Origin of the sequence: Streptomyces aurantiacus (assembly GCF_027107535.1) — a bacterium.
Taxonomy (GTDB): Bacteria; Actinomycetota; Actinomycetes; order Streptomycetales; family Streptomycetaceae; genus Streptomyces.
The window spans coordinates 9,124,970-9,150,633 of sequence record NZ_CP114283.1 but is presented as its reverse complement, the minus strand read 5'-3'; the positions used below and the strand labels follow the sequence as shown (position 1 = coordinate 9,150,633).

General features: G+C 70.1%; 24 protein-coding genes and 1 riboswitch. Of the genes, 17 read left to right on the top strand and 7 right to left on the bottom strand.

Annotation, left to right across the window (positions count from 1 at the left end; translation table 11 throughout):
- Window positions 1–267: 267 nt before the first annotated feature.
- On the top strand, window positions 268–696 hold the full coding sequence (gene arfB, locus O1Q96_RS42320; protein WP_217454041.1) for an alternative ribosome rescue aminoacyl-tRNA hydrolase ArfB: 429 nt from the start codon (window positions 268–270) through the stop codon (window positions 694–696).
- Between the two features lie 214 nt (window positions 697–910).
- Here the strand turns inward: arfB and O1Q96_RS42315 are convergent, their stop codons facing one another.
- On the bottom strand, window positions 911–1,474 hold the full coding sequence (locus tag O1Q96_RS42315; protein ID WP_269253149.1) for a flavin reductase family protein: 564 nt from the start codon (window positions 1,472–1,474) through the stop codon (window positions 911–913).
- Between the two features lie 325 nt (window positions 1,475–1,799).
- Here O1Q96_RS42315 and cdgB point away from each other — a divergent pair, with 325 nt between their 5' ends.
- Together cdgB and O1Q96_RS42305 are read left to right on the top strand one after the other, a co-directional pair.
- Complete coding sequence (cdgB, locus tag O1Q96_RS42310; RefSeq protein ID WP_269253148.1) at window positions 1,800–3,482, top strand: diguanylate cyclase CdgB; 1,683 nt, start codon at window positions 1,800–1,802, stop codon at window positions 3,480–3,482.
- Window positions 3,483–3,600: 118 nt separating this feature from the next.
- On the top strand, window positions 3,601–4,566 hold the full coding sequence (locus O1Q96_RS42305; protein ID WP_269253147.1) for a carbohydrate-binding protein: 966 nt from the start codon (window positions 3,601–3,603) through the stop codon (window positions 4,564–4,566).
- 123 nt (window positions 4,567–4,689) lie between these two features.
- On the opposite strand, the gene O1Q96_RS42300 is transcribed toward O1Q96_RS42305, so the two are convergent.
- The 3 genes from O1Q96_RS42300 to O1Q96_RS42290 all read right to left on the bottom strand — a co-directional run bounded on the left by O1Q96_RS42300 (window position 4,690) and on the right by O1Q96_RS42290 (window position 7,947).
- Window positions 4,690–5,619, bottom strand: coding sequence for a 1-phosphofructokinase family hexose kinase (locus O1Q96_RS42300; RefSeq protein ID WP_269253146.1), 930 nt, complete (start codon window positions 5,617–5,619; stop codon window positions 4,690–4,692).
- A 172-nt stretch (window positions 5,620–5,791) separates the two neighbouring features.
- Window positions 5,792–6,997, bottom strand: a complete 1,206-nt coding sequence (nagA, locus tag O1Q96_RS42295; protein WP_269253145.1) for an N-acetylglucosamine-6-phosphate deacetylase — start codon at window positions 6,995–6,997, stop codon at window positions 5,792–5,794.
- On the bottom strand, window positions 6,997–7,947 hold the full coding sequence (locus tag O1Q96_RS42290; RefSeq protein ID WP_269253144.1) for an ROK family protein: 951 nt from the start codon (window positions 7,945–7,947) through the stop codon (window positions 6,997–6,999). The genes nagA and O1Q96_RS42290 overlap by 1 nt, the downstream gene beginning before the upstream one ends.
- A gap of 140 nt (window positions 7,948–8,087) precedes the next feature.
- On the opposite strand from O1Q96_RS42290, the gene O1Q96_RS42285 reads away from it, so the two are divergent.
- Both O1Q96_RS42285 and O1Q96_RS42280 read left to right on the top strand, forming a co-directional pair.
- On the top strand, window positions 8,088–9,353 hold the full coding sequence (locus tag O1Q96_RS42285) for an ABC transporter substrate-binding protein (protein ID WP_483409992.1): 1,266 nt from the start codon (window positions 8,088–8,090) through the stop codon (window positions 9,351–9,353).
- A 141-nt stretch (window positions 9,354–9,494) separates the two neighbouring features.
- The gene (locus O1Q96_RS42280) at window positions 9,495–9,734 is read left to right on the top strand and encodes a DUF3263 domain-containing protein (protein ID WP_269253142.1); all 240 of its coding nucleotides are present in this window, start codon (window positions 9,495–9,497) and stop codon (window positions 9,732–9,734) included.
- A 99-nt stretch (window positions 9,735–9,833) separates the two neighbouring features.
- Here O1Q96_RS42280 and O1Q96_RS42275 read toward each other — a convergent pair whose 3' ends face one another.
- The gene (locus O1Q96_RS42275) at window positions 9,834–10,589 is read right to left on the bottom strand and encodes a helix-turn-helix domain-containing protein (RefSeq protein ID WP_269253141.1); all 756 of its coding nucleotides are present in this window, start codon (window positions 10,587–10,589) and stop codon (window positions 9,834–9,836) included.
- A 223-nt stretch (window positions 10,590–10,812) separates the two neighbouring features.
- Here O1Q96_RS42275 and O1Q96_RS42270 point away from each other — a divergent pair, with 223 nt between their 5' ends.
- From O1Q96_RS42270 to otsB, 4 genes are all read left to right on the top strand, one after another.
- Window positions 10,813–11,484 (top strand): DUF4097 family beta strand repeat-containing protein, encoded by a 672-nt coding sequence (locus O1Q96_RS42270; RefSeq protein WP_269253140.1) that lies wholly within the window; start codon window positions 10,813–10,815, stop codon window positions 11,482–11,484.
- Window positions 11,485–11,573: 89 nt separating this feature from the next.
- Window positions 11,574–12,575 carry an ATP-binding cassette domain-containing protein gene (locus O1Q96_RS42265; RefSeq protein WP_269253139.1) on the top strand — a complete coding sequence of 334 codons (1,002 nt, stop codon included), beginning with the start codon at window positions 11,574–11,576 and terminating at the stop codon, window positions 12,573–12,575.
- Window positions 12,572–13,363: an ABC transporter permease gene (locus tag O1Q96_RS42260; RefSeq protein ID WP_269253138.1), complete on the top strand. Its 792-nt coding sequence runs from the start codon at window positions 12,572–12,574 to the stop codon at window positions 13,361–13,363. Before O1Q96_RS42265 ends, O1Q96_RS42260 begins: the two co-directional genes overlap by 4 nt.
- A 191-nt stretch (window positions 13,364–13,554) precedes the next feature.
- The gene (otsB, locus tag O1Q96_RS42255) at window positions 13,555–14,406 is read left to right on the top strand and encodes a trehalose-phosphatase (RefSeq protein ID WP_269253137.1); all 852 of its coding nucleotides are present in this window, start codon (window positions 13,555–13,557) and stop codon (window positions 14,404–14,406) included.
- Window positions 14,407–14,551: 145 nt separating this feature from the next.
- Here otsB and O1Q96_RS42250 read toward each other — a convergent pair whose 3' ends face one another.
- Window positions 14,552–15,967, bottom strand: a complete 1,416-nt coding sequence (locus O1Q96_RS42250; protein WP_269253136.1) for an alpha,alpha-trehalose-phosphate synthase (UDP-forming) — start codon at window positions 15,965–15,967, stop codon at window positions 14,552–14,554.
- Between the two features lie 78 nt (window positions 15,968–16,045).
- A complete protein-coding gene (locus tag O1Q96_RS42245; RefSeq protein ID WP_269253135.1) occupies window positions 16,046–17,020 on the bottom strand; it encodes a glucosyl-3-phosphoglycerate synthase in 975 nt (324 codons plus the stop codon).
- A 186-nt stretch (window positions 17,021–17,206) separates the two neighbouring features.
- A riboswitch (SAM riboswitch) is annotated at window positions 17,207–17,364 on the top strand.
- Window positions 17,365–17,381: 17 nt separating this feature from the next.
- Here O1Q96_RS42245 and thrC point away from each other — a divergent pair.
- From thrC to O1Q96_RS42205, 8 genes are all read left to right on the top strand, one after another.
- Complete coding sequence (thrC, locus tag O1Q96_RS42240; protein WP_269253134.1) at window positions 17,382–18,686, top strand: threonine synthase; 1,305 nt, start codon at window positions 17,382–17,384, stop codon at window positions 18,684–18,686.
- A 92-nt stretch (window positions 18,687–18,778) separates the two neighbouring features.
- Window positions 18,779–19,054, top strand: coding sequence for a MoaD/ThiS family protein (locus tag O1Q96_RS42235; RefSeq protein ID WP_217454057.1), 276 nt, complete (start codon window positions 18,779–18,781; stop codon window positions 19,052–19,054).
- A gap of 452 nt (window positions 19,055–19,506) precedes the next feature.
- Window positions 19,507–19,713: a cold-shock protein gene (locus O1Q96_RS42230; protein ID WP_007493268.1), complete on the top strand. Its 207-nt coding sequence runs from the start codon at window positions 19,507–19,509 to the stop codon at window positions 19,711–19,713.
- Between the two features lie 391 nt (window positions 19,714–20,104).
- Window positions 20,105–21,733, top strand: a complete 1,629-nt coding sequence (gene groL, locus O1Q96_RS42225; protein ID WP_217454058.1) for a chaperonin GroEL — start codon at window positions 20,105–20,107, stop codon at window positions 21,731–21,733.
- Between the two features lie 220 nt (window positions 21,734–21,953).
- The gene (locus tag O1Q96_RS42220; RefSeq protein WP_269253133.1) at window positions 21,954–22,412 is read left to right on the top strand and encodes a hypothetical protein; all 459 of its coding nucleotides are present in this window, start codon (window positions 21,954–21,956) and stop codon (window positions 22,410–22,412) included.
- A 253-nt stretch (window positions 22,413–22,665) separates the two neighbouring features.
- Window positions 22,666–23,406, top strand: a complete 741-nt coding sequence (locus tag O1Q96_RS42215) for a hypothetical protein (RefSeq protein ID WP_269253132.1) — start codon at window positions 22,666–22,668, stop codon at window positions 23,404–23,406.
- A 246-nt stretch (window positions 23,407–23,652) separates the two neighbouring features.
- The gene (locus tag O1Q96_RS42210; RefSeq protein WP_269253131.1) at window positions 23,653–24,777 is read left to right on the top strand and encodes an NADH:flavin oxidoreductase; all 1,125 of its coding nucleotides are present in this window, start codon (window positions 23,653–23,655) and stop codon (window positions 24,775–24,777) included.
- Between the two features lie 210 nt (window positions 24,778–24,987).
- Window positions 24,988–25,605 (top strand): hypothetical protein, encoded by a 618-nt coding sequence (locus O1Q96_RS42205; RefSeq protein WP_269253130.1) that lies wholly within the window; start codon window positions 24,988–24,990, stop codon window positions 25,603–25,605.
- Window positions 25,606–25,664: the final 59 nt, after the last annotated feature.

The window sequence follows — 25,664 nt, the reverse complement described above, 5'->3', positions numbered from 1 at the left end:
TTCCCTCGTTTGACGTACGTACAGGTCGTGCGGTGCTGCGCGTCGGGCTTCGTACGGGACGAAGCTACCGCCAACCCTAAGAACGCCGATGGGGGTCCCCAGGGTTCCGCTCCTCTTTACTTTCTTTACCCGGGCCCGGGAGCGGGGTTCGCAGACGGTCGGCGTACGGGTCGTGCGAGGTCGTGCGAGTACGCGGGCCGGGGTCCGCGCGGGGACCGGTACGAAAAGTGGGTGACGTGGGCCGGACGGACAGGGGACCATGGGGGCATGTCCGGTCCCTACGTCATCCGTGGCTCCGTCTCGCTTCCCGAGGCCGAGCTCATGTGGCGTTTCTCGCGTTCCTCCGGGCCGGGCGGGCAGCACGTCAACACGACCGACTCGCAGGTCGAGCTGCGCTTCGACCTCGCGAAGACGGAGTCGCTGCCGCCGGTGTGGAAGGAGCGGGCGCTCGCCCGGCTCGCCGACCGGTTGGTCGACGGGGTCGTCGCCGTGCGCGCCTCCGAGCACCGGTCGCAGTGGCGGAACCGTGAGACGGCGGCCGTCCGGCTCGCCTCCCTGCTCGCCGAGGCCAGCGCACCGCCGCCGAGGCCCCGCCGGGCCACCCGCATCCCCCGGGGGATCAACGAGCGCCGGCTGCGCGAGAAGAAGCAGCGGGGCGACACGAAGCGCGGCCGTTCCGGGCGCGACTGGGGATGAGGGGCGGGTCCTGGAGAGCGGTCCTGAGGGGTGGCCTTGAGGGCCGTCCGGGATGGGCCGTCTTGAAGGGCCGTCTCGAAGGGGCGTCTTGAAGGGTGGCGCTTTCGCTTTCGTCCGGTTCCCGCAGGCCGGAATGAATTCCTGGTGCTGAAGAAAAGCCGGAAGAAAAGCTGCCTGCCCGCCGTCGGGTCTCCGGGTCCGTCGGGCCGCGGTGCTAGCCCAACTGCCGGTAGCGGCCCCGGAAATACGTGAGAGGTCCGCTGTCCGCGCCCGGCAGTGAGGACGTCAGCACCCGGCCGACGACCAGCGTGTGATCGCCCGCGGGCACCCGCTGCTCGGTACGGCATTCCAGGGTCGCCAGAGCGCCGGTCAGCAGTGGCGCCCCGGACACCTCCCCGCGGACGTACGGCACGTCCGCGAAGAGGAGGCGGTCGGAGATGCGGTTCTTCATGGCGAAGCGGCCCGCGATCGAACCCTGGTTCTCGGCGAGGAACGAAACCGCCCACAGGGGCTGTTCGTCGAGCAGGTCGTCCATGCGGGAGCCCTCACGCAGCCCGATGAGGACCAGGGGCGGATCCAGGGACACGGACATGAAGGATGTCGCCGTCATGCCCACGTCCTCGCCGCTCGGACCGTCCGGGTCGGACTGCGCCTCGTGGGCGGTCACCAGGACCACACCCGCGGCCAGCCGGGACATGGCGGCGCGGAACTCGTCGTTGCTCACCCCATCAGCATGCACGGACGGGACGGAAGGAGCGGCAGAGAAAGTGTTCAGCACGGGGAGACGCTATTCTCCGGCCGGCGTTCGTCGCATCCGACCAACGTCCCAACCGGGTCCTAGGACTCGAGAGGGAGCGTGACTCACGCCTCTCATCAGGCGCGCGCACATGTTCCACAAATTTACGTTCAGTAAACGCACGGCGAAAACACAGAAACTCTACTCAATTGTTCATCTTCGCCTGTGACTTGAGTCACAGGTGCCATATTTTGTTGACCCTGTGTACCGAGTGAGCAGCGCGCTGTGATTCAGTGGCGGGAAGATGGCAGGGGAGTAGGCCGGAGAGAACCCTGGAGTTGCTGCCGAGGTCTCGAGGGGAGGTCGGATGGAGACCGAGTCGGAGCCGTACGTCCGTCTTGCCACCCTGCGGCAGTTGCACCAGGTCATGGCGGACATGAACACGGCCCGCAGTCTGGCCGACACGCTGCAGACCGTCGCCGACGGAGTCGTCACCGGCCTCGGCTACGAACTGGCCTGCGTCAACCTCGTCCGTGCCGACGGCGACCTGGTGGTCGCCGCCCTCGCGGGGAACTCCGCCGCCGAGGCGCTCATCACCGGCCGCACCGGATCCCGTGCCTCCTGGGACCGCCGGCTGAGCATGGGGGAGGCGTGGGGCGACCTGCGCTTCATACCGCACACGGAGGGCTGGGTCCTCGACGAGGACGACGTCCCGCAGTGGTACACCGACGGCCCCGCACCGCGCTTCGAGGACGAGTGGCATCCTGCCGACCGCCTCTTCGCGCCCATGTACACCCCAGGCGTCCCGGGGGGCTCCTGCGGCGAGCTGATCGGCGTCCTGTCCGTGGACCGTCCGCGCAACGGCCGCCGGCCCGGCGCGTGGGGCCGCGAAGCCCTCCAGATGTACGCCTTCCAGGCCGCCATCGCGATCAGCAACGCCCGGCTCAGGGGCAACATGCAGCGCGCGCTCGTCCGCCTCGAGCGGGAGCAACAGGCGCTGCGCGCCAGCGAGGAGAGCTTCCGGCAGGCCTTCGAGTACGCCCCGTCCGGCATGGCCATCGCCGAGATGGGAGGCGACGAGCACGGCCGGATCCTGCGGACGAACGACGCGCTGTGCCGGCTCCTCGGCCGCCCCGCCTCCTCGATGCGCCGCTACTCCTTCTCCGACCTCGTCCACCCCGAGGACATCGGCACCCTGCTCAGGACCTCCGCCGAGGGCGGACGGGCCGAGCTGAGACTCTGCCGCCGCGACGGCACGTACGTGTGGGTGTCGCTGCGCAACAGCGTCGTCGCGGACGCCACCGACGGGCCGCGCTTCCTGCTCACCCACGTCGAGGACATCGAGGAGCGCAAGCGCCGCGAGCTGCAGCTCGCCCACCGCGCCTCGCACGACTCGCTCACCGGGCTGCCCAACTCCGCGGAGCTGCGCTCCCGGCTCTCCGCCCGCCTGTGCGCGCGCCCCGCGGCGACGGAACCCGGCGTGGTCGACACGATCGACGCGGCGTACGGGCAGGTGGTGGCCGCTCGCAAGGCGAGCGGTGTGTACGACGCGAACGGGCACGGCTTCGACTACAAGCCGGTCCCCGACGCCTTCGACGCCTACGACCACCATGTGCACGCCGTCGCACCCGAGGGGGAGCGGGACGACGGGACGAAGGGCCTCGCGGTCCTCTTCTGCGACCTCGACGGCTTCAAGTCGATCAACGACCGTTTCGGGCACAACGCCGGGGACGCCGTGCTGATCGAGGTGGCCCGCAGGCTCGGCAGCGCCGTGCGCGACGGGGACACCGTCGCGAGGCTCGGCGGCGACGAGTTCGTGGTGCTCGCCGACGGGCTCGGGCGGGCCGACGCGCAGGACCTCGCGGTGCGGCTGCGCAACGAGATCATCCAGCCCATCAGGGTCGACGGCCGGGTCATGCGGGTCGGCGCCAGCTTCGGTATCGGGTGGGCGCACTGCGGGATGACGGCGGACGCGGTCCTGCAGTCGGCCGACGAGCGTATGTACATAGAGAAACGTTCTCGTCCCAAAGCGCACAGGCGTGCGGGCTGATCCGCAGGTCAGGGTTGCCATGCGAGCTGAGTCACCCGTTTGGGGCAGCCGGAGCGGGTAGGCTCGTCTTTCGATCCCCTGTACCGCATCTGAACCGCACCCGCTAGGAGACCAAGGGATGACGCCCGGCAACAACGGCGCGAGCACGCCCGAGGACGACGACCCGTTCGGCTATCTGTACGCCGACGGGCAGGCCGCCGGAGCCCAGCCGCCGAGCGGCGCCGGTGGCTACGGCTACCCCGGCTCGGTCAACCGGGTGCGGCCGGTCGGCGAGCGCCAGTACGGCCAGTCCGCCGCGCAGACCGCCCCCACCGCGCAGTACGGACAGGTGCCCCAGCAGCAGAGCACGTACGGTCAGCCGGGCGCGAACCACTCCACGGCCGAGAGCTTCTCCGGCGGTGCCCCCACGACCACGCACCATCAGGCGCCCGACAGCAGGCACGGCGGCAGCCGGGGCCGCGGACCCAACACCAAGGGACTGCTGATCGGCGCCGTCGCCGTCGTGGCCGCCGTGGTGCTCGGCATCGGCATCGCGATGCTCGGCGGGGACTCGGACAACGACAAGGGCGACGACACGGCGGGCCCGACCCAGTCGGCCGGCCAGAGCGCCGAACCGAGCCAGGACCCGACGAAGCAGGCCGCGAACCCGGCCGACCTTCCGAAGATCGACGCGAAGGCCATGAAGCTGGGCCCCGGCGTGACGACGGCGTCGGACGTCCAGGGCGCCCGGTCCGCGGGCGGCATCTACGTCTCGGGCCTCAACCAGGTCGGCGCCGAAGTCACCTGGACCGTCAAGGACATCCCGAAGGCCGGCACCTACACCGTCTTCTCGCGGTACAGCGTCGCGGGCTCGGACGCCAAGATGACGCTCACCGTGAACGGCAAGGAGTTCGGCAGCAAGCTGAACATGGGCAACTTCGCGCGCGCCAAGGACGGCGAGTGGGAGAAGGGCTGGACTGAGACCTACTCCTGGCCCACCCTCACCAAGGGCACCAACACGATCTCCGTCTCCTGCCAGGAGGGCGACGACTGCAACGTCCTCCTGGACCAACTCCGCCTGAAGGCGGGCCAGGTCAAGGACTGACCGCCGTGGTGTTCGGGGGCGCTCCGCGCTCCTGAACAGGGGGCGGTGTGGTGTGCGGCGGCCGGCCCCGACGCACCCGCACGGGACGTTCGGTGTGCTGCTCCTCCGCCCCGAGCGGAGCGCTCACGCCGCGACGTCCTCGCCCGTCACCGAGACCCGGCCCAGCAGCTCCTCGTACGCCGAGCGGTCGAACTCCCCCGCCACCGGCGCGAGTACCGTCGCCGCCGACAGGGCCACCGCGCGGGCCAGCCGCTCGGGCCACGGCAGGCGCTCCACCAGGCCCGACAGCAGGCCCGCCACCGCCGAGTCGCCCGCGCCCGTCGGGTTGCCGCGCACCGGGCGGGGCGGAGTGGCCCGCCAGAGGCCGTCGGGCGTGCGGGCCAGCAGGCCCTTCGCTCCCAGCGATGCCACGACCACGTGCGCCCCGCGCCGACGGGCGTCCCGGGTCGCCCGCACGGGCTCGTGGGCGCCGGTGAGCTCGGCCAGCTCGTCCGCGTTGGGCTTGACGATGTCGGGGCGGGCCGCGATGCCCCGCCGCAGTGGCTCGCCGCTGGTGTCGAGCAGCACCGGGACGGCCAACGCCCGTGCGGCACGGATCAGTTGGGCATACGCGCCGACCGGCACCCCGGGAGGCAGGCTGCCGCACAGGGCCACCGCCGAAGAGGCCCGCAGCAGGACCTCGTACGCCTCCTGGAAGGCGGACCACTCGGCGGGGGTGATCACCGGGCCCGGTTCGTTGAGCTGAGTCGTGTCACCGGTGGCCGTGTCGACCACCGCGATCGTGCGGCGGGTGGAGCCGCTCACCGGGAGCAGCGCGTCGATGACGCCCGGGGTGGGGGCGAGCTGGTCCCGCAGGGCCCGTCCGGTGGCGCCGCCCACGAAGCCCGTCACCGTCACCTCGTGGCCGAGGGCCGCGAGCACCCGGGCCACGTTCAGCCCCTTCCCGCCGGGCCGTTCGGTCATGTCGGTGACCCGGTGGGAGGCGTGCGGGCGCAGCCCCCGCACGCGGTACGTGATGTCGAGAGCGGTGTTCAGCGTGACCGTGAGGATCACCTGGGCCGACCTCCCTCGATAGGAACGCGCTCACGGAACGCGTCCGTCCGAAGGACCGATCATGTCAAAGACGACGGCGGTCGGCCCAGCCCCCCGGTCGGCGGGCACGGCCAACAAGGGGGAGAACCGGCCGGGTTGGGATCCGCACGGCCGGGATCCTCCCAGGTGGGACTCAGCCGGTCGGGGGTCCGGCCAGCCATTCGCCCCGGCGCATGACGCCCACGACCTCGAAGCCGGAGTCCAGGACCACCAGGTCGGCGTCCTTGCCCGGCTCCAGCGAACCCACCCGGTCGTACAGGCCCAGCTGTCTGGCCGGATTGGCGGAGATGGCCGCCACGACGTCCCCGATCGGCAGCCGGTCCACGGTCACCGCCCGCCGGAAGGCCCGGTCCAGCGTGAGCGTCGAGCCCGCGATGGAGCCGCCCTCCACCAGGCGCGCCACACCGTCCGCGACCTCCACCTCCAGCGGGCCGAGCATGTACCGGCCGTCGCCGAAGCCCGCCGCGTCCATGGCGTCCGTGATGAACGCCACCCGGCCGCCGCCCGCGTGATGGAAGGCCAGCTGGAGGGAGGCCGGATGGAGGTGGACGCCGTCGTTGATCAGCTCGACGGTGATCCGCTCGTCCTCCAGCAGGGCCGCGATCGGTCCCGGCGTGCGGTGGCCGAGCGCGGGCATCGCGTTGAACAGGTGCGTCGCCACGGTCGCGCCCGCGTCGATGGCCTCCACCGTCTGCTCGTACGTGGCGTCCGTGTGCCCGATCGCCGCGATCACACCGTGTTCGGCGAGGAGGCGTACGGAGTCGATGCCGCCCGGCAGTTCGGTGGCGAGCGTGACCATGCTGGCCCGGCCGCGGGCCGCGTCGACCAGCTTGCGGACCTCCGCCGGGTCGGGGTCGCGCAGCAGCGCCTCGGAGTGCGCTCCCTTGCGGCACGGGGAGATGAAGGGGCCCTCGAAGTGGATGCCCGCGATGTCGCCCTGCTCGGCCAGCTCGGAGAGCAGGCCGGCGCGGTGGGCCAGCCCGTCCATGTCACCGGTCACGGTCGAGGCGACGAGGGTCGTCGTGCCGTGCAGGCGGTGGGTGCGGACACCTTCGAGGATCTCCTCGACCGTGCCCGACGTGAAGGAGGCTCCGCCGCCGCCGTGGTTGTGCATGTCGACGAAGCCGGGCACCACCCAGTGGCCGCTCAGGTCCACCGTGGGGGCGCCCTCGGGAGCGCTTCCGGCGATGCGGGTGTCCTCGACGATGACTCGGCCGCCGGTCACCGTTCCGGTGGGGAGTACGACTTTGGCACCGGTGAGGACCACGACGTGCGGGTCGGTGGGGGCTGGTCGCGCAGTTCCCCGCGCCCCTGAGGGGGCGCTGCGCTCAGTGGCCATCAGGTGGTTACCTCCGAGAGGGCAGTAGGTGTGGTGCCCAGCAGGTCCCAGGCCAGGAGGCCCGCGCCCAGGCATCCGGCCGAGTCCCCCAGTGCGGCGGGGACGATGGACGGCAGTTTCTGGAAGGTGACGCGTCGCTCGACCGCGGTGCGCAGCGGTGTGAACAAGGTTTCCCCCGCCTCGGCGAGACCGCCACCGATGATCAGGGTTCGCGGGTCCAGCAGAGTGAGCGCGGTGACGAGTCCGTCGGCGAGCGCGTCCACGGCGTCCTGCCAGACCACCAGGGCCCGCGGGTCCCCGGACTCGACGGCCTTCGCGCAGTCCGCCGCGTCCGCCTTCGGATCGCCGGACACCCGTGCCCAGGCCTCGCTGACCGCCGCCGCGGACGCGAACCGCTCAAGACAGCCGCGCTGCCCGCACGGACACGGGGCGCCACCGGGGCGTACGACGATGTGGCCGATCTCGCCCGCGAAGCCGTGCGCACCCGCCTCCACCCGGCCGTCGATGCCGATGGCGCCTGCGATGCCCGTGCCCAGCGGTACGAACAGGAAGCGGTCCGCGCCCCGGCCCGCGCCGATGCGGCCCTCGGCGAGGCCACCGGTGCGCACGTCGTGGCCGAGGGCCACCGGCACTCCGTGCAGCCGCTCGCTGAGCAGGACCCGCAGCGGCACGTCGCGCCAGCCGAGGTTGGCCGCGTAGGCCGCGATGCCGCGGTCGGTGTCCACGATGCCGGGGACGGCGACGCCGGCGGCCGCCGCGGGCTCGCCGAAGTGGCGCTCGCCGTGGGCGCGCAGGTCGGCGGCGAAGGCGAGGATCGACTCGACCACGGAGTTTGGGCCGCGCTCGCGGCCCGTCGAGCGGCGGGTCCGGTGCAGCAGCTCGCCGTCCGCCCCGACGAGGGCGGCCTTCATTCCGGTGCCGCCCACATCGAGGGCGATGACGTGTCTCACGGGTACAGTGTCGCCCCTTACCCCGTGAGAGGTCTAGTCCACTTACGTGGTGTAGACCTTAGAGCGAAAATTGCGAATCGAAATCATGGGATCGCATGAGCGAATCCACGGACATGACGACAGGGTTGGGGACGGCAGCAGTGCAGCGGCGAGTGACAGGTCTGATCGCGGCGGTGTCCGCACTGGGTGTGACCGCGGCCCTCGGTGGCTGTGGCGGCTCGACCGAGTCCGGGAACGTCACGCTGAGACTTGTGGCAGCCGACTACGGCGACTCCTCGGCGAACAGCTCCAAGAAGTACTGGGACAAGCTCTCCAAGGCGTACGAGGCCAAGCACCCCGGCGTCGACGTCAAGGTCAGCGTCTACTCCTGGAACGACGTGGACGCCAAGGTCAAGGCGATGGTCGACGACGGCAACCCGCCCGACCTGGCCCAGATCGGCGCGTACGCCGACTACGCCGCGGCGGGGCAGCTCTACCGGGCCGACGACGTGCTCTCCATCGACACCCAGTCCGACTTCGTGTCGCGGCTGACGGTGGCGGGCGAGATAAACCGCACGCAGTACGGCATGCCCTTCGCCTCCTCCACCCGGCTGCTCTTCTACAACAAGAAGCTCTTCAGCGACGCCGGCCTCACCCCGCCGCAGAGCTGGAGCGAGCTCGCGTCCGACGCCGAGGCCCTCAAGGCCCAGGGCGTGAAGTACCCGTACGCGCTGCCCCTCGGGCCGGAGGAGGCACAGGCCGAGACCATGATGTGGCTGCTCAGCGGCGGCGACGGGTACACGGACACGGTCGGCTCCTACAGCCTCGACTCCAAAGAGAACATAGAGACCTTCACCTGGCTGAAGGAGAAGCTGGTCGACAAGGGCCTCACCGGTCCGGTCGCGCCCGCGAAGCTCAACCGTGCCCAGGCCTTCGCGGCGTTCACGCGCGGCGAGGTCGGCATGCTGAACGGCCACCCGACGCTGATGAAGGCCGCCGCCGCGAAGGGCGTGAAGTTCGGCATGGTGCCGATGCCCGGTGTCGACGGCCGGTCCAAGGCCACGATGGGTGTCGCCGACTGGATGATGGCGTTCAAGAAGAGCGGGCACGCCGAGGAGATCGGTGACTTCCTCGACTACGTCTACAGCGAGAAGAACGTGCTCGAGTTCTCCCGCGAGTACGACCTGCTGCCCGTGACGACGTCCGCCTCCGAGGCGATGGCCGCCGACAAGGACGACGCGGACCTCGTCGAGTTCCTCGGCGAACTGCCCAACGCCGAGCTGTATCCCGTGTCCCAGACGTCCTGGGCGACGGTCAGCGCGGACATCAAGCAGCAGATCGGCAAGGCCGTGAGCCCGAAGGGGAATCCGGCGGCGACGCTGGGACAGCTGCAGCGGGCCGCCGCCGCGGCGGAGGGCGCGGGATAACTCCCCGCCGGCCCGCTCCGGGGCCGGGCGCGCCCCGCGGCGGAGCCGCGACCGTCATGGTCCCGCACCCCTCACCGTGCTGCGCCCCTCACCGTCCCGCTCCCGGCGGGGCTGTCGGTGGCAGCCGTTAGCGTGGCGGGTATGGACGACGAAGGGCTGACGGCTCAGGAGCGTGCCGTCCTCGCGCTGGAGCGGCGGGGATGGGCGTCGCCGGGGGCCAAGGAGCGGGCGATACGGGAAGAGCTGGGGCTCGCCCCGGTCCGCTACTACCAGTTGCTGAACGCCCTCCTGGACGCGCCCCGGGCCCTGGCCCACGACCCGGTGACGGTCAATCGGCTGCGACGGGTGAGAGAGGTCCGCCGGACCGAGCGCGAGGCGTGACTCGCTCCTTGGGCGTCGGGGGACGAGGGGGCGGGGAGCGGGCTTCGGGAGTGGAGCCCCGCGAGCGGGCAGCGGCGGCCCGACCGTCGGGACGGACGGCTACCCGCGGTCCGTGGGCGGCTCGGCGGTGTCGCCCGAGGCCGCTTCGGCTCTCGTGTGGAGGAGCTCGCGGGCCTGCTCCGCGGCATGGGTGATGCTCTCGCTGACGAAGTCGATGAAGCGGGCGATGTTCTCCAGTCGGGCCGCGGCCGGGGTGTCGCGGCCGAGGACGCCGACCCCCTGCCGCGCGGTCTCGGCGAGCAGGGCGTTCGACCGGGCGCTGGCGATCATGCCCTGGTAGAAGACGTCGTCGTCGACGATGTAGCGCTCACGGCGGCGGTCGTCCCGCTCCCGGCGGACGAGGCCCTGGCTCTCCAGGAACGTGACCGCTTTGGAGACGGACGCCGGACTGATCTGCAGTCGCTGGACGAGTTCTGACGCGGTGACACTGCCCGCGTCGGTGGTGTAGAGGCAGGTCAGCACCCGGGACGTCATCTTGGGCAGACCCTGCTGCATGAGCAGGGTGGTGAACGTCTCCTCGTACTCGCGTACGGCTTCGGCGTCGCGCCCGTGGGCCTGCGGGGGCGCCTGTGCCCCGCGGGGCGCGGCCTGCCTGCGCCGGTGGGTGCGGTGCTCCGTGGCACGGTGGGCCAGGTCGGCGCGGTAGGCGGTGGGCCCGCCGTTCCGCATCACCTCGCGCGTGACGGTCGAGGTGGGGCGCTCGAGCCCCCTGGCGATCTCCGCGTAGGCGAGCCCGTCGGCCAGCCCCAGCGCGATCTGCTGGCGTTCCTGCTGAGTGAGCCTGCCTCCCGGCATCGCGGTCCCCTTCGTAGGCCTTGGTGCCTCCACCATAGCGTTCGCTTTTCATTCATTGCAACGACTCACCTGGCCACTGTTGCGTTAGAACGCAATTCATTGCAACGATTCTCCGGCTCTGAGCTGGTGGTTTTGCAATCAAGCGCAACGATTGCGTTGTCAAATCTATGAACGCAACGTAGCGTTTCCGTTGTCAGAAACCAGCAGGCCCAAGGAGAGCACCGTGCAGAAGTTCGCCACCACCGCCCCCGTCTCCGCCGTCCTCGACATCCCCGCGGGACGCATCCGGTTCATCGCCGCCGACCGGGCCGACACCACGGTCGAGGTCCGGCCGGCGGACGCCTCGAAGGGCCGCGACGTGAAGGCCGCGGAGCAGATCACGGTCGAGTACACCGAAGGCGTCCTGCGGATCGGGACCCTGCCGCCGAAGAACCGGATGCTCGGCCACCACGGCTCCGTCGAGGTGACCGTCCGGCTGCCCACCGGCTCCCGCGTCGAGGCGAAGGCGGCCGGCGCCGACTTCCGGGGCGTCGGACGGCTCGGCGACGTCGCCTTCGAAGGCGCGGAGGGCACGGTCAAGCTCGACGAGGCGGCGAGCGCCCGCCTCGCCCTCCTCGCCGGTGACGTCTCGGTCGGCCGGCTGGGCGGCTCCGGAGAGGTCAGCGTGCAGAAGGGCGACATCAGGATCGCCGAGGCCGTGCGCGGCAAGGTCGTGCTGCGCACCGAGGCCGGTGAGATCTCGGTCGGCGCCGCCCGCGGAGCCTCCGCCTCCCTGGACGCCGGCACCGCCTACGGCCGGGTCCACAACGCGCTCATGAACACCGAGGGCGCCGCCGCCGGCCTGAACATCCACGCGACCACCGCTTACGGCGACATCACCGCCCGCAGCCTGTGACCCGCAGCCCCTGCGACCCCCGGCCCCACGACTCCCAGCCCCACGACCCCCGGCTTCTGTGACAAGCAAGCTCTGAAGGAGCACCCATCATGACCGACCTGGCCATCGCGGCGTACGGGCTGCGGAAGTCCTACGGTGACAAGACCGTGCTCGACGGCGTCGACCTGGCCGTCCCCGCGGGAACGATCTTCTCCCTGCTCGGCCCGAACGGCGCCGGCAAGACCACCGCCGTCAAGATCCTCTCCACTCTCGTCTCCGCCGACCCGGGCACCGGCGCCATCCACATCGGCGGCCACGACCTGGCCGCCGACCCCCAGGCCGTGCGGGCCGCGATCGGCGTCACCGGGCAGTTCTCCGCAGTGGACGGTCTGATCACCGGCGAGGAGAACATGCTCCTCATGGCAGACCTGCACCACCTGTCCAGGAGCGAGGGACGGCGGACCACCGCCGAGCTGCTGGAGCGCTTCGACCTGGTCGAGGCCGCGAAGAAGCCCGCCTCCACCTACTCCGGCGGCATGAAACGCCGTCTCGACATCGCCATGACCCTGGTCGGCGGACCGCGGATCATCTTCCTCGACGAACCGACCACCGGCCTCGACCCCCGCTCCCGTCACAACATGTGGCAGATCATCCGCGAGCTCGTCTCCGACGGCGTCACCGTCTTCCTCACCACCCAGTACCTGGAGGAGGCCGACGAACTCGCCGACCGCATCGCCGTGCTCCACGACGGCGGGATCGCCGCGGAGGGCACCGCCGAAGAGCTCAAGCGGATCGTCCCGGGCGGCCACGTCCGGCTCCGCTTCTCCGACCCGGCCGCGTACCGGACCGCCGCCGCGGCGCTGCGCGAGGCCGCCCTTCCGCAGGCGCCCGGCTTCGCGCCGGCCGGGGGCACCTCCCACGACGAGGCGCTGACGCTGCGGATTCCCAGCGACGGCACCCAGCGCGAGCTGCGCTCCATCCTCGACTGGCTGGACGCCGTCGGCATCGAGGCCGACGAGCTGACCGTGCACACCCCCGACCTCGACGACGTGTTCTTCGCCCTGACCGGTGGCACCGACGTGCCCAGCCAGCCCAAGGAGGCTGTCCGATGAGCTCCCTCTCCCTCGCCGTGCGCGACTCGTCCACGATGCTGCGCCGCAACCTCCTGCACGCCCGGCGCTACCCCTCCCTCACCCTGAACCTGCTGCTCACACCGGTCATGCTGCTTCTTCTCTTCGTCTACGTCTTCGGCGACGTGATGAGCGCCGGAATCGGGGGCGGCGGGGCGGACCGGTCCGAGTACATCGCGTATGTCCTCCCGGGCATCCTGATGATGACCATCGGCGGCACCGCGATCGGCACCGCGGTGTCCGTGTCCACGGACATGAGCGAGGGCATCATCGCCCGCTTCCGGACGATGGCCATCCACCGCGGTTCGGTGCTCGTGGGGCACGTCCTCGGCAGTGTGCTGCAGTGCGTGATGAGCGTGGTCGTGGTCGGGGCCGTCGGGGTGGCCATCGGGTTCCGGTCCACGGACGCCACCCTCCTGGAGTGGCTGGCGGCGTTCGGGCTGCTCGTGCTGTTCGCCCTGGCGCTCACCTGGATCGCGGTCGGGATGGGCCTGGTCAGCCCGAACGCCGAGGCGGCCAGCAACAACGCCATGCCGCTGATCTTCCTGCCGCTCATCTCCAGCACCTTCGTCCCGGTCGACGCGATGCCCGGCTGGTTCCGGCCGGTCGCCGAGTACCAGCCCTTCACACCCGCCATCGAGACCCTGCGCGGGCTGCTGCTCGGCACGGAGATCGGCCACAACGGGTGGCTCGCGGTCGTGTGGTGCCTGGCCCTGACCGCGCTCGGCTACTTCTGGTCGAAGGCATCGTTCGACCGTGACCCGAAGTAGGCGCCCTGACAGTGCGGGCCCGCCTCCCGCGACTCCGCCCGAGGGCGGCGCACTCCGACACCGCGTCGGCGTACGCCGCCCCCGTTCGCGTTCGCGGCACCGGCACGCGCCCGGCACCGGCTCCGGTGTCGAGAGCAGGCGCCGAGGCCGGCGGGGGCGTAAGACCGGACCCTCGCGGATAGGGTCGCAGCATGGCCAGTCACCCCGACTCAGCGTCGATGCCGAACCCCGTGACCCCGGCGGGCCGGGACGGTCTCGACGCCATCATCGCGAGGCCCGAGAGGGCCGTGCTCGCCTTCGACTTCGACGGCACACTCGCCCCGATCGTCCCGGACCCCGAACAGGCCCGCGCCCATCCGGACGCCGCGGCCGCCCTGGCGGCGCTCGCGCCCAGGGTGGCGTCGGTGGCCGTCGTCACCGGACGGCCGGCGAGCGTGGCCGTGCGGTACGGCGGTTTCGCCGGAGTCCCCGGTCTCGAACACCTCGTCGTGCTCGGTCACTACGGGGCGGAGCGCTGGGACGCCGTCACCGGCACCGTCCGGGCTCCCGCCGCCCACCCCGGCGTCGCCGCCGTCCGCGCCGAACTCCCGGGCTTCCTCGACGGCATCGGCGCCTGGCAGGGCACGTGGATCGAGGAGAAGGGCAGGGCCGTCGCGGTCCACACCCGCCGTGCCCAGGACCCCCAGGCCGCCTTCGAGGCACTGCGCGAACCCCTCACCCGGCTCGCCCAGAAGCACGGCCTGATCGTCGAGCCGGGAAGGATGGTGCTGGAGCTGCGCCCGGCGGGCATGGACAAGGGCGTCGCCCTCAGCGAGTACGTACGGGACGTCGGCGCCGAGTCGGTCATGTACTGCGGCGACGACCTGGGCGACCTGCCGGCCTTCGCCGCCGTGGACAAGCTCCGCTCCGACGGCGTACCGGGCCTGCTGGTCTGCAGCGGCAGCAACGAGGTGACGGAACTGGCCGACCGCTCCGACCTGGTGGTGGACGGCCCGGAGGGAGTGGTACACCTCCTGACCTCACTGGCAGCGCAACTGAACTGACAGCCCCGCGCCCTTCAGGGGCGCGGGGAACTGCGCGACCAGCCCCCACCGGCCCGCGGCCGACGATCGACATGCGCTGCCGCAGCGCCCCGCCCCGCGGAGGCCGGCAGACCGTCCGCGGGGCGAACCGCAGGCGTCACCCGGCCTACCGCGCGGAGCGCACCGCGCGCAGCTGGTCCAGGAACCACTGCGCCGGAGGCAACGCGGTGGCGGCCACAGCCAGCCGCTTCGTCCTCTCGGCCCGCTCACCCACCGGCACGCTCAGCGCCTCGTGCAGCGCGACGGCGGTGCCCGACACGTCGTACGGGTTCACGGTGATCGCGTCCTCGCCCAGCTCCTCGTACGCCCCCGCCTCCCGCGACAGCACCAGCACGCAGCCGTCATCGGACACGACCGGCACCTCCTTCGCGACGAGGTTCATGCCGTCGCGGATCGGGTTGACGAGAGCCACGTCGGCCAGTCGGTACGCCGCCAGCGAGCGCGCGAAGTCGTCCTTCACGTGCAGCACCACCGGCGTCCAGCCGGTCGTGCCGTACCGGGAGTTGATCTCGTCGGCGACCCGCTGCACCTCGGCCGTGTAGTCGCGGTAGACCGCCAGGTCCTGGCGGGAGGGGTAGGCGAACGCCACGTGCACGACCCGCTCGCGCCACTGCGGCCTGTCCTCCAGCAGTTCCCGGTAGGCGAGCAGCCCGCGCACGATGTTCTTGGACAGCTCGGTCCGGTCCACCCGCACGATCGCCTTCCGGGCGCCGCCGTCGGGGGCCACGCCGATCTGCTCCCGCAGCGCGGCCATCCGCTCGTCGACGTCCGGCCGGTGCGAGCGCTCGCGCAGGAAGTCGGCGTCCGCGCCGAGTCCGTGCACGCCGATCCGCGTCTCCGCGGCGACCCCGGGGCCCAGTACGGCGTGACAGCACTCGGTGAAGGCGTCCGCCCACCGCTGGGTGAGGAACGCGGCCCGGTCGGCTCCGAGGATTCCGTCGAGCACCTGCGCCGCGATGTCGTCGGGCAGCAGCCGGAAGTAGTCCGGCGGAGCCCACGGCGTGTGCGAGAAGTGGCCGATCCGCAGGTCGGGGCGCAGTTCGCGGAGCATCCGCGGCACCAGCGTCAGGTGGTAGTCCTGTACGAGGACCGCGGCACCCTCCGCCGCCTCCTCGGCCAGTGCCTCGGCGAAGGCACGGTTGTACGTCTCGTAGGCCGCCCACTGCCGCCGGAACTCCGCGTCGAAGACCGGCTCCAGAGGCGTCTGGTACAGCATGTGGTGGACGAACCACAGCGCGGAGTTCGCGATGCCGTTGTACGCGGCGGCGTGGGTCTCGGCGTCGATGTCGAGCATCCGCACGCCCTGTTCGCCGACTCCGCGCCGGACCGCCTCGCGGTCGTCGTCGCTGAGGGCCGAGCACACCCACAGGGCGCCCGCGTCCGGGCCGATGGCGGAGAGCCCCGAGACGAGACCGCCTCCGCCGCGCTTGGCGGTGAGCTCGCCGGTGCTGTCCAGGGTGTACGAGACCGGGCCGCGGTTGGAAGCGACCAGGATGTCGTGGGTGGCGCGGGTGGAAGCCATGACTCGAAATCTAGCCCCAGGTGTAAACGCTCAAACGTTCCCACCCGCCGTATACGGGGTGTTGTCGAGCACCCCCGCCTACGCCGCCCGGCGTTTCACGTACTCCTCGATGTCGATCATCGGGGGCCTCTCCTCGACGTCCACCGAGTACGTGCGGGGTTCGAAGCCGTGCTCGCCCCGTTCGAACTGGGTCAGGGACGGGCGGACCAGGTGGCCGCGGGCCAGGCGGAGCTGGGCGGTGCGGTAGATCGCGGCGGACATCCGGCCGAGCGCCTGGCCGTCCTGGTGGCGGTGCTTGCGGACGCCGACGTCGACCTGGGCCAGGGCGTCGAGGCCGGCCAGGTGCAGGGCGTCGACCAGCATGCCGAGCTCCACGCCGTAGCCGACGGGGAACGGGAGCTGTTCGAGGAGGGAGCGGCGGGCCGCGTACTCCCCGCCCAGCGGCTGGACGAAGCCGGCCAGCCGCGGCCAGTGCATGTTGAGGAGCGGGCGGGCCATGAGTTCCGTCACCCGGCCGCCCTGGCCCGCCGAGGTCGTGCCGGAGGCGGAACCGTCGGACACCGTGAGCGGGCGGTCGTACATCGCCTTGACGAGGTCCACGCCCGGGTCGGTGAGCAGCGGGCCGACGATCCCGGAGACGAAGTCCGCCGAGAACTCCTTCAGGTCCGCGTCGACGAAGGCCACGATGTCCCCGCCGGTGACGAGCAGCGAGCGCCACAGCACCTCGCCCTTGCCGGGGACGGCCGGGATGCGGGGCAGGATGTCGTCCCGGTGCACGACCCGGGCGCCCGCGGCGGCGGCGACCTCGGAGGTGCGGTCCGTCGAGCCCGAGTCGATCACCACGATCTCGTCGACGAGCGGGACCCTGACGGTCATCAGCTCCCGGCGGATCACGGAGACGATCTCGCCGACGGTCGCCTCCTCGTTGAGAGCGGGCAGTACGACGCTCACCGTGGAGCCGGTGGCACGCTTCGCGGCGACGATCTTCTTGAGCGGGCGGTCGTCAACGGACCAGGAGCGCGTGCTCAGCCAGCGCTCGACGTCTTCCAGCACGTGCGGCTCTCCCTTGCGTTCATCGGGACACGTGTGCCCGCCGCGACATGGGCCGGTGTGAGGGGCATCTCGCGGTTCGGACGGCTTTCTCCACCATCCAGGCCTTCGGTTACAGTCTTGGACAACGCTGATGACCATCGCATGTCGGGGGTCGTCGCGCGGAGAACGAAAACCACAATCGAATACCGCTCATCCAGAGGGGCAGAGGGATACGGCCCGTTGAAGCCCCGGCAACCCTCCAGCCGGTCTCGTCCTGATCATTGCCGATCAGCGCAGCGAGGCTCCCGGCTCGGGAAGGTGCCAAATCCGTCTCACGGCGAAGTGCGCCGTGAGGAAGATGAGGAGAAAGGGCCTCGCCTCCATGGCTGCGCAGACAGTTGCAAGCACCACGAACTCCCCCACCACCGCGAACGCCGTCGATCTCGGCCCCGCCGCCGCGCTCTCCTGCCGCGAGTGCGGCCACCGCGTCCCGCTCGGCCCGGTCTTCGCCTGCGAGGAGTGTTTCGGCCCGCTGGAGATCGCGTACGACTTCTCGGACTACGACACCGAAGAGCTCCGCAAGCGCATCGAGGCGGGCCCCGCGAACATCTGGCGCTACGCGCCGCTGCTGCCCGTCCCCGCGGACGTGGCGGACAAGCCGAACATCAACCCCGGCTGGACCAAGCTCGTCAAGGCCGACAACCTGGCCCGCGAGCTGGGCGTCGACGCGGGCAAGCTCTTCGTCAAGGACGACTCCGGCAACCCGACGCACTCCTTCAAGGACCGCGTCGTCGCCCAGGCCCTGGAGGCCGCGCGCGCCTTCGGCTTCACCACCCTCTCCTGCTCCTCGACCGGCAACCTCGCCGGTGCCGTGGGCGCCGCCGCTGCCCGTGCCGGCTTCCGTTCCTGCGTGTTCATCCCACACGACCTGGAGCAGGGCAAGGTCGTCATGGCCGCGGTCTACGGCGGTGAGCTCGTCGGCATCGAGGGCAACTACGACGACGTGAACCGCTTCTGCTCCGAGCTGATCGGCGACCCGGCCGGCGAGGGCTGGGGCTTCGTCAACGTCAACCTGCGGCCGTACTACGCCGAGGGCTCCAAGACGCTGGCGTACGAGATCTGTGAGCAGCTCGGCTGGCGGCTTCCCGACCAGCTGGTCGTGCCGATCGCCTCCGGCTCCCAGCTCACGAAGATCGACAAGGGTCTCAAGGAGCTGATCGAGCTCGGCCTCGTCGAGGACAAGCCGTACAAGATCTTCGGTGCCCAGGCCGAGGGCTGCTCGCCGGTGTCCGTCGCCTACAAGGCCGGGCACGACGTCGTACGGCCGCAGAAGCCGAACACGATCGCCAAGTCGCTCGCCATCGGCAACCCGGCGGACGGTCCCTACGTCCTCGACATCGCCCGGCGGACGGGCGGAGCCGTGGAGGACGTGAACGACGAGCAGGTCGTCGACGCGATCAAGCTGCTGGCGCGGACCGAGGGGATCTTCGCGGAGACCGCCGGCGGTGTGACCGTGGGTGTCGCGAAGAAGCTGATCGACAATGGTCTGCTGGACCCCAGCCTGACGACCGTCGTCCTCAACACCGGTGACGGTCTGAAGACCCTGGACGCGGTCGCCTCCGACACGGGGCTCACCGCGACCATCCGTCCCAGCCTTGATTCGTTCCACGAGGCCGGCCTCGCGTAAGAGGCCGTTGTCCGTCTGCGGGCCGGTGGAGGGCTGGTCGCGCAGTTCCCCGCGCCCCTTCGGGCGCGCCACCTGACCGGAGGTCGAAAGTCATGAGCGTTTCCGTCCGCATCCCCACCATCCTGCGTACCTACACGGGCGGTAAGGCCGAAGTGGCCGCCGAGGGGGCGAATCTCGCCGAGGTCATCGCCGACCTGGAGAAGAACCACACCGGTATCGCGGCCCGGGTCCTGGACGACCAGGGGAAGCTGCGGCGGTTCGTCAACGTGTACGTGAACGACGACGACGTCCGCTTCGAGCAGGGGCTGGAGACGGCGACGCCGGACGGCGCCGGGGTGTCGATCATTCCGGCGGTCGCCGGAGGCTGAGCGGCCCTCTCGCGGCGGTCGATCATTACCCTCGGTAATGCCGAACACGCAGAGTTCATCGAATTGCCCCCTCCGTGAGAGAAGCGGAGGGGGCAATTCTGTATGGTTGAGCGCGCTACAGTTGGGGAACTTGCTTCGCTCCGCTTGTCCGGCACCTATGAGTCCCCGTCCGGAGCCCGATAAGAAGCAGCCAAAGTACCCTGTCATTTTCAGCCGTTTATGGCATTTGCGGGGTCCGACTTGCCCTGAATCTTCGTGAATCCTTCACATATTCCCGATCAGTCGTGCCCGGAATTCTCGTCGGATTGACCTGTTGCAGACGGCAGTTGGACGGATACATTCAGCCGCGGTCGACGCGTTCCGGCGCACACCCCCAACCGTTGGGGGGTGAGGTCTGACCCGGATCCGCGAAGTGCGGATCTGTGCAAGGGCCAGTAATAGGGGAGTTAGGCATGGCTCAGGGCACCGTCAAATGGTTCAACGCGGAGAAGGGGTACGGCTTCATCGCGGTCGACGGTGGTGCGGATGTTTTCGTCCACTACAGCGCGATTCAGATGGACGGCTACCGCACCCTGGAAGAGGGTCAGCGGGTCGATTTTGAGATCTCGCAAGGCCAGAAGGGGCCGCAGGCGGACATGGTCCGACTGGCGACCGGCTGAAGCACGCGCCGACTAACCGCAGCGACGTTCTTCTCTCGAAGGGCTCGCACCTCATGGGTGCGGGCCCTTCGGCATGTCCGAGGGGGCTCTTCGGTGTGGCCGCGAGAGGTCTCCGCATGTCCGTCGGGGGGTTCCATGGTCACTCGTGCCCCTCTGACCCCACCTCCTCGCACCCGCTCCCACCTGCGGATCATCGGGAGTCGCTTGCACTCGCATGGGTCGAGTGCTAATCATTGGCGTTAGCACTCTGAAGGTGAGAGTGACAACGAGGACCGGGTCGGTGAGGCCCGCAGGCCAGGTGGGGCAAGGAACCACGAGGCAGGCAGGCCGTCCGTCGCGGGCGCCAGCGCGGTCCGGAGCAATCCACCCCAGTCCGGGAGGACCACTTCACATGGCCAAGATCATCGCGTTCGACGAGGAGGCACGGCGCGGTCTCGAGCGCGGGATGAACCAGCTCGCCGACGCCGTCAAGGTAACCCTCGGCCCCAAGGGCCGCAACGTCGTCCTCGAGAAGAAGTGGGGCGCCCCCACGATCACCAACGATGGTGTTTCCATCGCCAAGGAGATCGAGCTCGAGGACCCTTACGAGAAGATCGGCGCCGAGCTGGTCAAGGAAGTCGCCAAGAAGACGGACGACGTCGCCGGTGACGGTACGACCACCGCGACCGTCCTCGCCCAGGCGCTCGTCCGTGAAGGCCTTCGCAACGTCGCCGCCGGCGCCAACCCGATGGCTCTCAAGCGCGGTATCGAGAAGGCCGTCGAGGCCGTCTCCGGTGCCCTGCTGGAGCAGGCGAAGGATGTCGAGACCAAGGAGCAGATCGCTTCGACGGCCTCCATCTCCGCCGCCGACACCCAGATCGGCGAGCTCATCGCCGAGGCGATGGACAAGGTCGGCAAGGAAGGCGTCATCACCGTCGAGGAGTCCCAGACCTTCGGTCTGGAGCTGGAGCTCACCGAGGGTATGCGCTTCGACAAGGGCTACATCTCGGCGTACTTCGCCACCGACATGGAGCGTATGGAGGCCGTCCTCGACGACCCGTACATCCTGATCGCGAACTCCAAGATCGCGAACGTCAAGGACCTGCTCCCGCTCCTCGAGAAGGTCATGCAGGGCGGCAAGCCGCTGCTGATCATCGCCGAGGACGTCGAGGGCGAGGCCCTGTCGACCCTGGTCGTCAACAAGATCCGTGGCACCTTCAAGTCCGTCGCCGTCAAGGCTCCGGGCTTCGGTGACCGCCGCAAGGCCATGCTGGCCGACATCGCGATCCTCACGGGCGGTGAGGTCATCTCCGAGGAGGTCGGCCTCAAGCTCGAGAACGCGACCGTCGACCTGCTCGGCCGCGCTCGCAAGGTCGTCATCACCAAGGACGAGACGACGATCGTCGACGGTTCGGGTTCGGCGGACCAGGTCGCCGGTCGCGTCAACCAGATCCGTGCCGAGATCGAGAACAGCGACTCGGACTACGACCGCGAGAAGCTCCAGGAGCGTCTGGCGAAGCTGGCCGGCGGCGTGGCCGTCATCAAGGCCGGTGCCGCCACCGAGGTCGAGCTCAAGGAGCGCAAGCACCGCATCGAGGACGCCGTTCGCAACGCGAAGGCGGCCGTCGAGGAGGGCATCGTCGCCGGTGGTGGCGTGGCCCTGCTCCAGGCCTCCTCGGTCTTCGAGAAGCTTGAGCTGACGGGTGACGAGGCGACCGGCGCGAACGCCGTGAAGCTCGCCCTGGAGGCTCCGCTCAAGCAGATCGCCGTCAACGGTGGTCTCGAGGGTGGCGTCATCGTCGAGAAGGTCCGCAACCTGCCCGTCGGTCACGGCCTCAACGCCGCGACCGGTGAGTACGTGGACATGATCGCCGAAGGCATCATCGACCCGGCGAAGGTCACGCGCTCTGCCCTGCAGAACGCCGCCTCCATCGCCGCGCTGTTCCTCACCACCGAGGCCGTCATCGCCGACAAGCCGGAGAAGGCCGGCGCCGGCGCCGGCGCCGGTGGCGGCATGCCGGGCGGTGACATGGACTTCTGAGTCCACGGCCGATCCGGCCAAGGCTCAAACAGTTCATCGCAGTACGTGGACGAGGGCGGCACTCCATTCCAGGGGTGCCGCCCTCGGGCGTTTTCGTCGGCAACAGGCCGCTCGAAATTAAGAAGTTGAAAGTGCGACATGCTTCATTTGTCCTCTTGACCCATTTTCGATCATGGAAATATCCTGCGGATCGCCTTTATGGCCAGTGACAGGGGGAAGCATGAGTATTTCCAAGAAGGTGGCGGCCGTGGGCGTCGCCGCCGCTCTGGTATCGGTCGCCGGTGTCACCCAGGCCAGTGCGACCGAGTACAGGGGGAGTGCCTGCGATGGCCTCTTCCCGTGCATCTCGATGTACTTCAATTCCAACCAGCAGGGCTCGCACTCCTCCTTCGCCGGATACGGAAAGATCAACTTCGAGGGATACAGCTTCGCCTCGGCGTCCAACGGGCAGGGCCAGCCCGTCAAGAACAATGCCGCGTCGGCCTATTTCAGGGCGAAGACCTCGGACGAGAGTGCAGTCATCTACTTCTACAGCAACCAGGCCGGTCCCTGTGACTGGCTCTGGGCGCAGGGTGACAAGTTCTCCATTGCGAATCGCCTGAACAAGACGTACAACGAGAACGCCTCACTCAAGCTGGTTGACGGCAGCCTGAGTGTCGGCGAGTGCTACCAGTTCTGAGTCGGTCTGAAAGTCGGCGGGTGCCGGACGCGAGCGTGACGCGTTCGGCACTTCCTTTTTGTGCGGGAGGGGATCGATGTCCGGGCGTCGTGGAATGCCGACGCGTGTCGGCGCGCTGGCCTGCGTCTTGCTGGTCGGAGCGGTGGGCTGTGGTGGGGGAGGGGGCGGGGGTGAATCCCCGGCTCAGCCACGACCGGCGCCGACCACCACCGCCGGTGGTGACGCGATCGAGGCCTCGCCCCTGGAGGGCCAGATGGAGCTTCCCATCGGCGCGTACGCGTTCAGCCGCGAGGAGCTTCGGGTGATCTCCTCGGCCGAGAACAAGCTCACGGGCGCCTGTATGCGGAAGTACGGACTCGTGTATCGCGCCGGAGCCGCCGAGGGGCCCGCGGAGTACCAGCCCGGAACCAATCGGCGTTACGGCGTGCTGAACCCCGCCGTCGCGTCGCGGTACGGCTATCACTTCCCCGAGCCGGTGTCCGCCCCGAAGCCGGAGACGCCCACCGAGAAGGAGCTTCTGGCGCTCAACGGCAGCCCCGCCGGAACCGCCGAGGTGAAGGGGAAGCGGGTCCCGGAGGGGGGCTGCATAGGGCAGTCCAAGGCGAGGATCCGGGGTAAGTACACCTATGCGAAGGGCGCCGAGGTGGCCGGTTCCATCGCCACTGACAGCTTCACCGAGTCCCTGAGGTCGCCGGAGGTGGTGAAGGCGACCGGGGCCTGGGCCCGGTGCATGAAGGAGAAGGGGTTCTCCTACGGGAGTCCGATGCAGGCGATCGGGGCGGAGGAATTCTCCGGACAGGACGTCACGAAGCGGGAGATCTCCGTCGCGGAGGCGGACGTCGACTGCAAACTGTCCACCGACCTGGTGAGGATCTGGAGCGCCCAGGAGTCCGAGATCCAGAAGTCCTTGATGAAAAAGGCCCGGAAGGATCTCGGCCGCCTGGCCTCGTCCCACCGGAAGGTCCTCAAGGAGGCGCGCTCGGTGACCGGATGACCGCCAGGCCCGTCGACGAGTGCGAGTGCGAGTGCGGGGGCGGGCGGGCGCGGGCGAGGGCGCGGGTCCTGGCGCCGGTAGGGGTGCCGGGCGTGTCCGGGGTCACAGGGATGCGCGGTGATCAAGCGGAATGCGCGGGCCCGGTTGAGTGGTTGCCCCGGGGGGCGGGTTGATGCATATGCACATACCAACCGGGATCCGCCCTGATCGCTCGATGTCGTACCGACCTCTCCGAGGAGCACCTACGTGACTGCCACCGCCTCCGCGTCCCGCGCGGCCCAGATCCTCTCCCGGCCCGTCTCCCTGAACGGTCTGACCGTTCCGAACCGGATCGTGATGGCGCCGATGACCCGGGAGTTCTCGCCGGGAGGCGTGCCCGGGGAGGACGTGGTGTCGTACTACGCGCGCCGGGCGGCGGCCGGGGTCGGCCTGATCGTCACCGAGGGCACGTACGTGGGGCACGACTCGGCCGGGCAGAACGACAACGTCCCGCGCTTCCACGGCGCGGAGCAGCTGGCGGGCTGGGCGAAGGTCGCCGACGCCGTGCACGCGGCGGGCGGGAAGATCGTGCCGCAGCTGTGGCACATCGGGAGTGTGCGCAGGGCGGGCCAGCCGCCGTTCGTGGACGCCCCCTCGGTCAGCCCGTCCGGCATCCACACGGCAGGCGCCGAGGTCACCGGCAGGGCCATGACCCAGCAGGACCTGGACGACGTCATCCAGGCCTTCGCCGAGGCCGCCGCGGCCGCCGAGCGCATCGGCTTCGACGGGGTCGAGCTGCACGGCGCGCACGGATACCTGCTCGACCAGTTCCTGTGGGCCGGCACGAACCGCCGCACCGACGCGTACGGCGGCGACCTGGTGGCCCGGACGCAGTTCCCCGTGGAGGTCGTGGCCGCGGTGCGCGCCGCCGTCTCACCGTCGTTCCCGGTCATCTTCCGCTTCTCACAGTGGAAGCAGCAGGCCTACGACGCGCGTCTCGCCGAGACGCCGGAGGAGCTGGAGGCCCTGCTGACCCCGCTCGTCGCGGCCGGTGTGGACGCCTTCCACGCCTCCACCCGCCGCTACTGGCGCCCCGAGTTCGACGGCTCGGACATGAACCTGGCCGGCTGGACGAAGAAGCTCACGGGCAAGCCCGTCATCACCGTCGGCTCGGTCGGCCTCGACGGCGACTTCCTGAAGGGCTTCCAGGGCGAGGGCGCCCCGGTCAAGGGCATCGACGACCTGCTGGACCGCCTGGAGAGCGACGAGTACGACATGGTGGCCGTGGGCCGCGCGCTGCTCCAGGACCCGCAGTGGGCGGCGAAGGTGCTCGGCGGGCGGTTCGGCGAGCTGGGTGCGTACGACGCGGCGGCGCTGAGCTCGCTGAGCTGAGCGTTCGCCGAGGTGGCGGTGTGAGCGGGGTCTCCGCGGCCACCCCTGTTGCCCGGCGGTGACATTCCGGACGTATCCGTAGCGTGGCGGAGTACAACGGGTGGGGGTGGTGGCGGGTCAAATCAGGTGTTGCGGGAAGGCCGGTGGTTCACAGCCGACGAGCCGGCCCGCCGCGATCGACATCCTGAACGACCGACACGGGGGAAGACCATGAACGTTCGTACCCGCAGCACCCGACTCGCTCTCGCCGCCCTGACGGCCCTGGCCGGTGTCGCCGTGGCCGCTGTTCCGGCGGCCGCCGGTACCGCCGCCTCCGACACGCCCCGGTTCCTGAAGCCGAGCGAGCTGCCGCCGCACCCGACGTCTCCCTGGACCGCCGGACCGGTCACCGCCGGCCAGCCCGACCCGCTGCCGATGTGCTTCGGCGAGGTGCTGCCGTCCATCACCAGCCACCGCAGGTTCGGTACCGAGTACGACACCAGCGCCCTGCAGGCCACCGTGGTGGAGCGGGACGAGCAGCGGGCCAAGGACTTCGCGGCCCTGCTGCGCAAGAGCCTCACGGACTGCGCGCAGAAGCTGATGGAGCAGGACCCCGACATCACCGCGACGCAGAAGTACTACGGCAAGCTGAACGTCGAGGAGGGCGCCCATGTCTACGGCATCCGCACCGCGTCCTCGTGGGGGTCCTCCGACATCGGCCTGTTCTCGGTCGGCCGTGACGGCCGGACCGTGACGGTCGTGCAGTGGGGCCAGATGGGCAACTTCCAGCACGCCCAGGTCGCCGACTTCAAGAAGACCACGGTCACGGCCGTCAACAAGCTGTACTGACCGGCTCCGCAGGTCCGAAGGGTGTGTTCCCCGGCTGACGCCGGGGGCACACCCTTCGG